A 12,820-nucleotide genomic window follows, 5' to 3' on the forward strand; every position below is an offset into this window, starting at 1 on the left:
GGCATTTGGTGGTCCGAAGAATAGGCGAAGCTTGGACCGCGCGCCACGCAGGAGTCAAGACTGTCTACTTGTTTCTGCGGAAACATTTCAGCAACGACCATATTTTAATGTGCCATCGACTTGGCGACCGCGAAGCACTGACGATGCATGTCCGTCACTCTACTAATGAGCTCGCACTTGGAGCCATGCGGTTTGGCACGCATTAGACTCATACCGCTACTTAAAGTAGCGCCCACGACAGAGTTTCAGTTTTATTGCTTCTAGTTGCGCTGATTCAGAATGCAGCGATCCAGCTCTAGTTAGCTGAGTCGCGAGTCGATTGATACGCAGAAGCGCAATCACTTTACTGACAGTCAGCGCATCGGTCATATAACGCACCCCTCTCCAATCTCCAAGGCGATGCTGTAGCCGGAGTAGTCAGCGGAGTAGACGCCAGATCCCTGATATATCGTCAGGGCGGCTTTCAGATCCTCAATGACCTGTGTTTTGTATTGCCGCAGGTGCTGTGGCAGTCCGTTACTGCCATTGAGCCAAACCAGCTTCCAATGCGACCAACCAGGTTCACCTGGGCCACCCGTGGCAGCAAGGAGGTCGAGGCGAAGCGTCAACAGATCGCCGCGCCAGTAGAACGACCAAGTCAATTGATTACGTAGTTCGAGTTCAGCCCCTGCGCCCATCGCAACATTGCGCAGATAGATATTTCGATCACGATCCACTGTCCAATCTCGAGCATCGGTCCCACCAACGATAAATTTCTCGTCGATGGCTTTGATCCCGTACTTCTCTACGTCCTCGGCAGGAATGAATTCGTTTACAAATGGCATTTCCAGGCTCCGTGAACACTCCGCATGCGTCGAGTATCGCTCAGAGGCGTGTGTAGTCGCGACTGTTTGACCAAGGTCGCATCTCGTTTAATACGCACTGATCACTATCGACCGCTACTTTGAGTATCGCCAATGGCCGAATTTTCAGTTTTGCTGCTCGCGGTTGTATTGATTCCCGGTGCGATAATCCAACTTGAGTTAGCCGAATCGTGGATCGGATTGTTGCGCGAGCGCGCGCGACACGATTTGAACTTCGGCGTCTGTCTTAATCTGGGACAGGCCGGCGAAGCCCCGCTCGCCGCCCAGGTCGGCACCGGGCGCGGGTTGAAGACTTCGCGGTCGAAGCGAGCGGGCGCCCCGACTGAAGCTGCGTGGCGGGCGGCGTTTTCAGGTGCAGGAACTAGAGCCCGGCGAGACGGCCGTGGCCCAACGTGTGGTCGTCCAGTGGCGAGAATCCCGACATGACGAAGAGATCGGTTACGCGCGTGACCTGCTAGACAGGTTGATAGAGGCTTGGGGCGGATCGGACGCGCTCGCCACGGGGCGATTCGACGCCCCGGATCGGATCGGATCAGTTGGCAGTTGGTCGCATTGGATCGACAGATGTCGCCGACTCAGCTTCAGGAGCTGCTGGAGGAAGACCTGCCGTTCGGCCGCGTGATCCGTATCCTCGATGCCTTCGCGGAGCGGCCGCCTCGGCGTGATCCGTGAGCTGTCGGCCGGGCGCGATGCCGCTTGTTTCGTTCGCACAGGAACAGCAACAGGCAGTTCCGCACGAAGCACTTGGCCGGCGGAAGATCACTCTAACTCTCGGACACTTCCAGCAAAGCGACGGGGGCAGCATGGACCATGACCCAAGCCCGATGACTGCCCCCTAGCCTCTCAGCCGTCCAGTTCCGCCCAGCGCGCGTAAGCCGCATCGAGCGTGGCCTGGGCCTCGGCGAGGGTCGCGTTGTGGGCGTTGATCGCGGCGGCGTCGCGTTGGTAGAAGGACGGCTGGTTCATCTGCGCGGTGAGTTCGGCCAAACGTGTTTCCAAAGCCTCGATCTTCGCCGGCAGTTGCTCCAGTTCGCGTGCGTCCTTGTAGCTCAGCTTGCGCTTGGCGACGACCGGCGCGGCCGCTTCGGCCTCCGGCTTCGACGCCGCGGCCTTGTTGGCGACGCTCCTGGCCGCAGCATTGGCGCGCTGTCGCACCCAGTCGCTGTAGCCGCCGACGTATTCGCCGACCCGGCCATCGCCTTCCATGACCAAGGTCGAGGTGACCACGTTGTCGAGGAAGTCGCGGTCGTGGCTGACCAGCAGCAAGGTGCCGGTGTAGTCGCCGAGCAGTTCTTCCAGCAGTTCCAGGGTCTCGACGTCGAGGTCGTTGGTCGGTTCGTCCATCACCAGCAGGTTGGACGGCTGCGCGAACAGCTTGGCCAGCAGCAGGCGGTTGCGTTCGCCGCCGGACAGGCGGGTGATCGGCGCACGCGCGCGCTCCGGGGTGAACAGGAAGTCCTGCAGGTAGCCGATGATGTGCTTCTGCTTGCCGCCGACTTCGACGTACTCGCGGCCTTCGGCGACGTTCTCGATCGCATTCCAGTCCTCGCGCAGGGTCGCGCGGTACTGGTCGAAATAGGCGACCTGCAGCTTGCTGCCCTCGCGCACTTCGCCGGTGTGCGGCTTGAGGTCGCCGAGCAGGGTCTTGAGCAAGGTGGTCTTGCCGCTGCCGTTGGGGCCGATCAGGCCGATGCGGTCGCCGCGGAAAATCGTGGTCGACAGATCGCGCAGCAAGGGCTTGCCGCCGTAGTCGAAGTTGACGTCCTTGGCCTCGATGACCTTACGCCCCGAGGACTCGGCCTGGGCGAAGTCCATGCGCACGTTGCCGACGGTGTCGCGGCGCGCCTGGCGTTCGTTGCGCATCGCCTTGAGCCGGCGCACGCGGCCTTCGTCGCGGGTGCGGCGGGCCTTGATGCCCTGGCGGATCCACACTTCTTCCTGCGCCAGCAGCTTGTCGAAGCGGGCGTTTTCCTGGGCCTCGGCGTTGAGGCGCTCTTCGCGGCGGCGCACGTAGTTGTCCCAGTCGCCGGGCCAGCTGGTGACCTGGCCGCGGTCGATCTCGACGATGCGGGTGGCGAGCGAACGCAGGAAGCGGCGGTCGTGGGTGACGAACAGCAGCGCGCCCTGCCAGGACTTGAGGAATTGTTCGAGCCAGTCGATGGCTTCGATGTCGAGGTGGTTGGTCGGTTCGTCGAGCAGCAGCAGGTCGGGCGCCGAGACCAGCGCGCGCGCCAGCAGCACGCGCCGCTTCATGCCGCCGGACAGGCCCGAGAACGCGGCTTCGCCGTCGAGGCCGAGGCGGTCGAGGGTTTCGGTGACGCGCTGATCCAGGCCCCAGCCGTTGGCGGCCTCGATCTTGGTCTGCACGTCGGCCAGGGCGTCGCCGTCGAAGGGTTCGGCGTGGCTGAGGTGATGGTATTCGGCCAGCCAGTGGCCGAGTTCGCCGAGGCCGTCGGCGACCACGTCGAACACCGTGCCGCTGGCGCCGGGCGGTACTTCCTGTTCGAGCCGGGCGACGCGCACGCCGGATTCGCGGCGGATTTCGCCGTCGTCGGCCTGCAATTCGCCGGCCAGCAGTTTCATGAGAGTGGACTTGCCCGCGCCGTTGCGACCGATCAGGGCGATGCGTTCGCCCGGTTCGATGGACAGTTCGACGTTTTCGAGCAGGAGCGGGCCGCCGACGCTGTAGTCGGCGTTCTGTACGGTAATCAGGGGCATCCGACCATTCTACCGGGCGCGGCGCGCCAATCGGCAGGTCGTGCGACGGGTCGCGGCCGGCCGACGGTGCCGCGGCTCAGGCACGAGCCGATGCCGGGGACTCAGCGGGCGGCGGCTGACGGACGCAGGCGCCGATGCGGCCGGCGGCGCATACTTGGCCACGGGCGCCCGGCATCCGCCGCGACGCGCCGCCATCGAACGAGGATCGGATCATGAGCAAGGGAATGGACCGCAAGAAGGAAACCAAGAAGAAACCGGCCAAGACCATGAAGGAAAAGCGCGCCGAAAAGAACGAAAAGAAGACCACCAAGGGCTTCGCCCCGGTCTGAACGACCGGCCCGGCGACTGCGGCCGCGCCGCGGCGCCGGCCGTCAACAGGCCACGGCCGCCGCGCGATGCGAGTCGTCGGCGCGGCGCAGCCGGGCCTTGTGCGTTAGCGGGCCTGGGTCCCTGGCGAGCCCTGCCCTAATCAGCCTTGCCCTAATCGGCCCCGGACCCTAACGAGCCTGGGAGGCAAGAGCGAGGTTGGGAGCAAGCGAGGCTGGCAGCAAGGCCGGCCAGCGCCGTCAGCGGTAGCCATCGCCGGCCTCGCCGCGATCAGGTCCGCGCCAGCCTCAGGTCCGCGCGAGCAAGGGAAACCGGTGCGGCCCCGCCGGCAAGACCAGATTGCGCACGAACAGGTCGGCGTCGGCCTCTGCGCCGACCGCACGAGCCTGCGGCCACAGGCGTTCCGGGGTAAAACCGAACCGGACCGTGTGGATCGGCTGCCCGATCAAATGCGGCAATGCGGCCGACAGGTCGAACGGCCGGGTCGCGAATACGTCTTCGATCGTCAACACACCGTCCTCGACCTCGGCGAACACCCAGGTGTCGTGGTCGAGCCGGATCAACGGGCTGGCGTAACCGTTGGCGGCGTACCAGGTGGCGATGCGGCCGTAGTCGCAGGCGGCGAAACGCTCGCTGACCGCAGATGCGGCGGCGGCCAGACGCAGGAAGTCGGCGCGGGTGTCGTCATCGGACAGGTCGAGCGTCGCGCCGCGGCCGTCGCCCGCCGGTTCGGCCTGCAGGCTCGCCTCGAACAAGCTCTGCGGCGCCGCTGCGAAGCCGAAGCGCGGATAGAAATCCAGCACGCTGTCGTTGGCGAACAGGAATACCGGCGTCGACCCGCAATAGCCGAGCGCGGCCTGCATCGCCCTGCGCGCCAGCCCCTGCCCGCGCGTTTGCGGGAGGCAGCCGACCGCGCCGAGCTGATAGCCGACGACCTCGCGCCCTTCGACCCGCAGGCGCATGCGCGACACCGAGGCATTGGCGAGCACGCGGCCGTCGTAGCCGACGATGCAGAACGCGCGATAATCCTCGCCCCACTGCCGCCATTCGCACCAACGGCGGAAATCTGCCTGGCGGAAGACCAGGGAGACGTAGTCGCAGTACGCGCCATGCCATGCGATGTCGTCGTGGTCGACGACGCGGAGTTCGGGTAGCGGATTCATGGCGGCCGATTGTGCTGCAAGCGCCGCTCGTTCGCGATGGCGGCGACTGAACTGCGCCTCAGCCGGGCACGCTGCTGATCCTTACGGATATGACCTTTACGGATATGACCTTCACGGTTATGACCTTCGCAGTCATGACCTTCGCAGTCATGACCTGCGTGGCGATGAACTACGCGCTCAAGAACTGCACGACAACATCGAACAACCGGCGCGGTCGCGGGCCCATTCCGGGCGGCGCGCGGCATAGGCTTCGCGTCCCGGCTGGTCCTGGTACGGTCGGCGCATCACTTCCAGCAATTCGGCGATGCCTTGCGGGTCGCCCTGCTCGGCACGGTCGATGGCCTGCTGGGCCAGGTAATTGCGCATCACATAGCGCGGGTTGGCGGCATTCATGCGGGCGATGCGCTGCTCCGCGGGCCAGGCGTCGGCGCGCGCGCGTTCGGCGTAGCGCGTCAGCCAGGCACGCAGGGCCGGTTCGCCTGTCGCGCCCAGTTCGGCGTCGTAATAGGCCTCGGCGAAACCTTCTACATCCGGCTGCGCTTGCGCGATATCGACCGAGGCCAGGGTGCGGAAGAAAATCGTCATGTCGACCTGATGCCGATGCAGCCACTCGCGCAGCGCCTGCATCAGTTCGACATCGTCGTCGCCGCATTCGCGCAGGCCGAGCTTGCGCGCGATGCTGTCGCGTTCGGCGACGTTATACGCGTCGACATAACGGCGCAGGCCGTCCTGCAAGGCCTCGACCGGCAGCAACAGCGACAAAGCCCCGGCCAGGCGGCTGAGGTTCCAGTACGCCACCTGCGGCTGCTGGCCGTAGCGGTAACGACGCTGGCCGGCATCGGTGGTGTTCGGCGTCCAGTCCGGGTCGTAGTCGTCGATCCAGCCGTAGGGGCCGTAGTCGATGGTCAGGCCGAGGATCGACAGGTTGTCGGTGTTCATCACGCCATGGACGAAACCGACCCGCATCCAGTGCGCCATCGTCTCCGCGGTGCGTTCGCAGACTTCGCCGAACCACGCGGCGTACAGGGCCTCGCCCTCGCCGACCAGGTGCGGGAAATCGCGGGCGATGCAGAAGTCGACCAATTGCCGCAGCAGTTCGGTCTCGCCGCGCGAGGCCGGCAGCTCGAAATTGCCGAAGCGGATGAACGACGGCGCCACGCGACACACGACCGCGCCGGGCTCGGCCTGCGGATGGCCGTCGTAGAACATGTCGCGGACCACGTTCTCGCCGGTGCCGACCAGGCTCAGCGCACGCGTGGTCGGCACGCCGAGATGGTGCATGGCCTCGCTGCACAGGAATTCGCGCACCGACGAACGCAGCACCGCGCGGCCGTCGGCAGTACGCGAATACGGGGTCGGGCCGGCGCCCTTGAGCTGCAGTTCCCAGCGTTCGCCGGCGGCATTGACGACTTCGCCGAGCGAGATCGCGCGGCCGTCGCCGAGTTGGCCGGCCCAGTGGCCGAACTGATGGCCGCCGTAGTTGGCCGCGTAGGGCTGCATGCCGTCGAGCAAGGCATTGCCGCCGAACACGTCTGCAAAGGCTTGGCTGGCGACCTCGTCCTCGCTGAAACCTAAGCGTTCGGCCATCTCGGCCGACCAGGCCAACAGCCGTGGCGCCGCCACCGGGGTCGGATCGACCCGCGAATACAGCGCGCCATGGACCTGGCGTATGCCCGGCGCGGTGTCGGGGTCGCCGGGAAGCTCACGGACGAAGGCGTTGTCGAAATGCGGCGAATGCATGCGGGGCTACGGCTCGGGACGAGGGATTCGGAATGGCCGCGCCGGCGCAGCGGCGCGTTCCCCATCAGTGGGCCCGACGCGGGCCGAAAGCAAGCCAGCTCAGCTCAGCAGCGAGTACGGCCCGCCCTTCTCGAGGGCGCGCTGGTAGGCCGGCCGCGCCTGGATGCGCTCGACGAAGGCCTGCATGCGCGGCCGGTCGCGGTCCCGGGCGCGGGCAACCGCGGCCTCGACCGGGAAACTCATCTGGATGTCGGCGGCGGTGAAACGATCGCTCGCGAACCACTCGTGCTTGCCCAGTTCGCTTTCGATGTAGTCCAGATGCAGGGCGAGTTGCGGCCCGACGAAGGCCGACACCGCCTTGTCGGCGATGCCGCGTGCGATGGGCTTGGCGAAGAACGGCATCGGCGCGCGCCGCAATTTGGAAAACACCAGGTTCAACAGCAAGGGCGGCATCGCCGAACCTTCGGCGTAATGCAGCCAATAGCGATAGCGCAGGCGCTCCTCGCCCTGCAGCGGCTGCAGCGGCGGCGACAGCCGGTGGCCGCTGTCGTAGCGTTCGGCCAGGGTTTCGATGATCGCCGCCGATTCGGCCAGCACCTGGCCGTCGAGCTCGACCACCGGCGACTTGCCGAGCGGATGGATCGCGCGCAGCTCCGGCGGCGCCAGCATGGTCTTGGCGTCGCGCTGGTAATGCACGATCTCGTACGGCAGTTGCAGCTCTTCGAGCAACCACAGCACACGCTGCGAGCGGGAATTATTGAGGTGATGGACCTTGATCATGCGCGGCGCTCCGGGGAGATGGCCGCCAGACCGCTGCGGCAACACGGGCCCCATGGTAGCCGGCCGCAGGCGACGCGGCGCAGGGCTTGGCGCGACAATGCCGGATCACAGCCAACCCGACCCTGCCCGCCTATGACCGACACCGCCGCGCCGCAGATCTGGGTCGATGCCGATGCCTGCCCCGTCGTGATCAAGGACATCCTGTTCCGCGCCGCCGACCGCGCCCGGGTGCAGCTGACCCTGGTCGCCAACCAATGGCTGCGCACGCCGCCCTCGCCGTATATCCGTGCGATCCAGGTGCCCGGCGGCTTCGACGTCGCCGATGCGCAGATCGTCGAGCGCGTCGTCGCCGGCGACCTGGTGGTCACCCAGGACATCCCGCTGGCGGCGCTGGCCCTGGAAAAGCATGCGGTCGCGCTGAATCCGCGCGGCGAGCTGTACACCCGCGACAACATCGCCGAACGCCTGTCGATGCGTAATTTCATGGACGAGTTGCGCGGCGCCGGCGTGCAGACCGGCGGCCCGACGGTGTTGCATGCGCGCGACCGCCAGGCCTTCGCCGCGCAACTCGACCGTTGGCTGGCGCAGCGGCCGCGCTGAGGTTCCCCTAATCGGTCGCGATCAGTAGCGATCAATTGCGATCAATCGCGCGCGGCGGCGATGCGCGCGCTCGCCGCCACCGCGACCAAGGCCGCGCCGAGCAGCAGGAAGGCCACCGCCAGGCTGCTGAATTTGGCGATCCAGCCGATAGCGGCCGGCCCGATCAGGATGCCGGCATAACCGAGGGTACTGACCGCCGAGATCGCCGCACCGGCCGGCATCGCAGTCTGCCGACCCGCGGCGCTGAACAGAATCGGCACGATGTTGGAGGCGCCGAAACCGACCAGGGCAAAACCGATCAAGGTCGGCAAGGCCCCCGGCGCCAACGCCGCCAGGGCGAAGCCGGTCGCAGCGCAGGCGCCGCCGGCCACGAGCACCGGGCGCGGGCCGAAGCGATGCACGATGCGGTCGCCGCTGAAACGTCCGATGGTCATCGCCAGGGCGAACACCGCGTAACCGATGCCGGCCACGCTGGCCTCGACGCCGCGCTGCGACACCAGCAGCAAGGCGCTCCAGTCGAGCATCGCGCCCTCGGCGAGGAACACGATGAAACACAACGCGCCGATCAAGATCACCACCCCGTGCGGCAGCACGAACATCGAGCCGGCCTGGCTGTCGTCGCCAAAGCGCAACAGGCCGCGGCTGCCGGCGAGCATCAACAGCGCCAGCGCCACCGCGACGCTCATCGCCGCCACCGAGGGCGCCGCCTGCAGCCACAACAGCGCACTGACCAGACCGGCACCGGCGATGCCGCCGACGCTGAAAAAGCCGTGGAAACCCGACATCAGCGCGCGGCCGCTGGCCTTCTCGACGATCACCGCCTGGATGTTGATGGCGACGTCGATGGTGCCGATGGCGGCACCGAACACGAACAGGGTCAGCGCCATCGCCGGCACGCCGGAGAAATGGGTAAGCAAGGGCAAGGCCGCGCAGACCACCGCGCTGGCCAACAGGATCACCCGGCGGCAGCCGTAACGCGCGGCGATGGCGCCGGTCAGCGGCATGGTCACCAGCGAGCCGGCGCCGAGTGCGAGCAACAGCAGCCCGAGCATGCCCTCGTCGATGCCGGTGCGGACCTTCGCATACGGCACCAACGGCGCCCAGGCCGCCATCGCCAGCCCGGCGATGAAGAAGGCGATGCGGGTCGACAGGCGCTCGCTCGCGCCGATGGTGGCGCCCTGGTTTTCGTCGTTTGTCGTGTTGCCGCGCACGGGCTCGCGCTGGCCGGCGGTGGTGACAGTGGAATCGTCGACAGTGGCGTCGGCGGGTTCGAATTCGCTCATGGTCGTTCTCGGTTCGGTGGCGGCGCGTGGCCGCGACAGGCGGAAGGCATCGGCGCCCAGGCTGCTGGTCATGGGCGCATTAGGCGCCGGGTTCGGCGCGCGGTACGCGCGCGCGGTCGATGGCTGGTTCGGCGCGCGGCACGCGCGCGCGGTCGATGGGTGGCTCGGCGCGCAGCACGCGCGCACCGAGTTTGGCGAAGGCCTCGGCTTCGCCGGCATCGCCGCCGTGCTCGATCACCAGCGCGTGCACGCCCTCGGCCGGCCACACCGTGTACGGCGCGGCGGTGCCGAGTTTGTCGTCGGTCGCCACCGCGACCACGGCGCGGCTGGCGGCGGCGACGGCGCGCTTGAACTGCGCATCCTCGTAATCGATCGCACTGATGCCGGCCTGCGCATCGGCGCCACAGACACCGACGAAATACACATCGCTGGCGATCGCCGCGGCGTCGCGGATCGCGCCGCTGCCCAGGCTGGCGCCGACGTGCGGATCGACGCGCCCGCCGATCACGATCAGCTCGATGTCGTCGCGTTGCGCGAGTAGGGCTGCGATCGCCGGTGCATTGGTCGCCACGGTCAGGCTGTAGTCGCGCGGCAGCACTTCAGCGATGGCGATGTTGGTCGAGCCGGCATCGAGGAACAGCACTTGGCCGCGTTCGATCAAGGCCAGCGCGGCACGCGCGAGCGCCGCCTTGCGGGTCGGCGCCTGGGCCAGGCGCTGGCTCAGCGAGCCGTGATCGGGCGCCAACGGTAAGGCGCCACCGTAGACCCGCCGGCATTGCCCGGCCGCGGCCATCTCGCGCAGGTCGCGGCGGATGGTGTCGTGGGAGACCTCGAGTTCGCGGGCCAGGTCGACCGCGATCACCCGGCCTTCGGCCAGCAAACGCTCCAGGATCAGGCGGTGGCGCTGTTGCGGCAGCAGTTCCTCAGCGGACATGGCGAACTCAATCGTTAATGATTGAGCTCAATTGTGCACAAACGTGCAAACGACGCAAGCCACTACCCGGCAAGGCCCGGCAAAGGACCGATCCGGCACAGCCGCGCCCGCCGCGAGCCCGGAGCTGCCCAAACCACACCTCGCCCTCATCCATCCCGCATCCCGCCCGCATATGCGACCGCGCCCCACCTGTACCCAGGATGCGCGCCGATCCTGCGACCGAGCCGTAGCTCCACACTCATAGGAGTAAACTGGTGGGTCTTCCGACCGGCATCGCCGGCGCTGCTGAGCCTCGTTATGAGCGCCGACCCGACCAATACCTCTCCCGATACCCCGAAATTCACCGACCTCGCCCTGTCCGAGCCGCTGCTGCGCGCGCTCAAGGACGTCGGCTATGAGTCGCCCTCGCCGATCCAGGCCGCCACCATCCCGCCGCTGCTCGAAGGCCGCGACCTGCTCGGCCAGGCCCAGACCGGCACCGGCAAGACCGCGGCGTTCGCGCTGCCGATCCTGGCCCAGATCGATCCGAAGCAATTCAAGCCGCAGGCCCTGGTGCTGGCGCCGACCCGCGAGCTGGCGATCCAGGTCGCCGAGGCCTTCCAGAAGTACGCCGTGCACCTGCCCGGCTTCCACGTGTTGCCGATCTACGGTGGCCAGAGCTATTACCCGCAGTTGCAGGCCCTGAAGCGCGGCGTGCACGTCGTCGTCGGCACGCCCGGCCGCGTCATCGACCACCTCGACCGCGGCACCCTGGACCTGTCCGAGCTGCGTTGCCTGGTGCTGGACGAAGCCGACGAAATGCTGCGCATGGGCTTCATCGACGACGTCGAGAACGTCCTCAAGAAGACCCCGGAATCGCGCCAGGTCGCGTTGTTCTCGGCGACCATGCCGAGCCAGATCAAGCGCATCGCCCAGACCTATCTGAAAGACCCGGTCGAAATCGCGATCAAGTCGACCACGACCACCGCCGCCAACATCCGCCAGCGCTACTGGTCGGTCAGCGGCGTGCACAAGCTCGATGCGCTGACCCGCATCCTCGAAGCCGAGCCCTACGACGCGATGATCGTGTTCTCGCGCACCAAGCTCGGCACCGAAGAGCTGGCCGAGAAGCTGTGCGCGCGCGGCCTGTCGGCGGCGGCGATCAACGGCGACGTGCAGCAGGCGCAGCGCGAGAAGACCATCCAGAACCTCAAGGACGGCAAGATCGACGTCCTGGTCGCCACCGACGTGGCCGCGCGCGGCCTCGACGTGGACCGCATCAGCCACGTGCTGAACTACGACATCCCCTACGACACCGAGAGCTACGTCCACCGCATCGGCCGCACCGGCCGCGCCGGACGCAAGGGCGAGGCGATCCTGTTCGTGACCCCGCGCGAGCGCGGCATGCTGCGCGCGATCGAGCGCGCCACGCGCCAGCCGATCGAAGCGATGGAACTGCCGAGCGTCGAAACCGTCAACGAACAGCGCGTCGCGCGTTTCCTCGGCCGCATCACCGAAGCCCTGGAAAGCGCCGACCTCGGCCTGTTCCGCGAAATGGTCGAACGCTACGAGCGCGAAAAGAACGTGCCGGCGGTCGAGATCGCCGCGGCGCTGGCCAAGGTGGTCCAGGGCGACAGCCCGCTGCTGCTGGCCCCGGCGCCGGCGGCGCGTTACGAGCGCGAAGAGCGCGACGGCCCGCGCGAACACCGCGGCGCGGCGACGCGCAAGTTCGTCGAACGCGACAACGCCTCCAACTCCGGCGCGCACCGCAAGGAATTCCGCCAGACCGACGCACGTCCGCCGCGCGACGGCGAGCGCGCTCCGGCGCCGCGTCGCGAAGACCGCCAGTACACCCCGCCGTCGGCGCGCCCGTCCAACAAGGCCGAATCGCTGTTCGACGACGAGTCGCCGGCACCGCGCGCCGAGCGCGCCCCGCGCGGCGCGCCCGAAGTCGGCATGGAAACCTTCCGCATCGAAGTCGGCCACGCCCACGGCGTCCAGCCCGGCAACATCGTCGGCGCGATCGCCAACGAAGCCGACCTGGAAAGCCGCTACATCGGCCGCATCGACATCCGCGACGACTACACCTTGATCGACTTGCCCGAAGGCATGCCGCGCGAGTTGATGGAGCACCTGAAGAAGGTGCGCGTGGCCGGTCACCCGCTGCGCATCCAGCACGCCAGCCCCGGCGACACCGAAGGCGGCCGCAGCCGTCGCCCCGGCCCGGGCGGCCCGCGTGGTCCCGGTGGCCCGCGCGGTCCTGGCGGCCCCGGCGGCCCGAAGTCGCACGGCGGCCCGCGCAAGCCGTTCAAGCCGCGCCCGCCGCGCTGAGTCCAGCTGAGGTTTGATGTCCCCTTCTCCCGCGTGCGGGAGAAGGTGGCCGAAGGCCGGATGAGGGCGTACGAGCTGGCATAGCTTAGCGCCACTGCCCCA

The 12,820-nt window shown here is 67.3% G+C and carries 9 protein-coding genes; 2 read left to right on the forward strand and 7 right to left on the reverse strand.

The window, feature by feature from the left end:
• Positions 1-365: 365 nt before the first annotated feature.
• From ACTOWK_RS01430 to ACTOWK_RS01450, 5 genes are all read right to left on the reverse strand, one after another.
• Positions 366-824 (reverse strand): hypothetical protein, encoded by a 459-nt coding sequence (locus ACTOWK_RS01430; protein ID WP_441328431.1) that lies wholly within the window; start codon positions 822-824, stop codon positions 366-368.
• 882 nt (positions 825-1,706) lie between these two features.
• Complete coding sequence (locus tag ACTOWK_RS01435; RefSeq protein ID WP_441328432.1) at positions 1,707-3,581, reverse strand: ATP-binding cassette domain-containing protein; 1,875 nt, start codon at positions 3,579-3,581, stop codon at positions 1,707-1,709.
• A 614-nt stretch (positions 3,582-4,195) separates the two neighbouring features.
• Positions 4,196-5,071: a GNAT family N-acetyltransferase gene (locus ACTOWK_RS01440; protein WP_441328433.1), complete on the reverse strand. Its 876-nt coding sequence runs from the start codon at positions 5,069-5,071 to the stop codon at positions 4,196-4,198.
• 177 nt (positions 5,072-5,248) lie between these two features.
• Positions 5,249-6,811 (reverse strand): protein adenylyltransferase SelO, encoded by a 1,563-nt coding sequence (locus ACTOWK_RS01445; protein ID WP_441328434.1) that lies wholly within the window; start codon positions 6,809-6,811, stop codon positions 5,249-5,251.
• Between the two features lie 99 nt (positions 6,812-6,910).
• A complete protein-coding gene (locus tag ACTOWK_RS01450; protein WP_441328435.1) occupies positions 6,911-7,591 on the reverse strand; it encodes a glutathione S-transferase in 681 nt (226 codons plus the stop codon).
• A 132-nt stretch (positions 7,592-7,723) separates the two neighbouring features.
• On the opposite strand from ACTOWK_RS01450, the gene ACTOWK_RS01455 reads away from it, so the two are divergent.
• Positions 7,724-8,191, forward strand: coding sequence for a YaiI/YqxD family protein (locus tag ACTOWK_RS01455; protein WP_441328436.1), 468 nt, complete (start codon positions 7,724-7,726; stop codon positions 8,189-8,191).
• 41 nt (positions 8,192-8,232) lie between these two features.
• Here ACTOWK_RS01455 and ACTOWK_RS01460 read toward each other — a convergent pair whose 3' ends face one another.
• Both ACTOWK_RS01460 and ACTOWK_RS01465 read right to left on the reverse strand, forming a co-directional pair.
• Positions 8,233-9,546, reverse strand: coding sequence for an MFS transporter (locus tag ACTOWK_RS01460; protein ID WP_441328437.1), 1,314 nt, complete (start codon positions 9,544-9,546; stop codon positions 8,233-8,235).
• Between the two features lie 7 nt (positions 9,547-9,553).
• Positions 9,554-10,408, reverse strand: a complete 855-nt coding sequence (locus ACTOWK_RS01465) for a DeoR/GlpR family DNA-binding transcription regulator (RefSeq protein WP_441328438.1) — start codon at positions 10,406-10,408, stop codon at positions 9,554-9,556.
• A gap of 297 nt (positions 10,409-10,705) precedes the next feature.
• Here ACTOWK_RS01465 and ACTOWK_RS01470 point away from each other — a divergent pair, with 297 nt between their 5' ends.
• Entirely contained in the window at positions 10,706-12,718 is a 2,013-nt protein-coding gene (locus ACTOWK_RS01470) for a DEAD/DEAH box helicase (protein WP_441328439.1), read from the forward strand.
• The last annotated feature ends 102 nt before the right edge of the window (positions 12,719-12,820 follow it).

It is taken from the genome of Lysobacter sp. CA196 (assembly GCF_052078695.1).
In the GTDB taxonomy this organism is placed as follows: Bacteria; Pseudomonadota; Gammaproteobacteria; order Xanthomonadales; family Xanthomonadaceae; genus Lysobacter.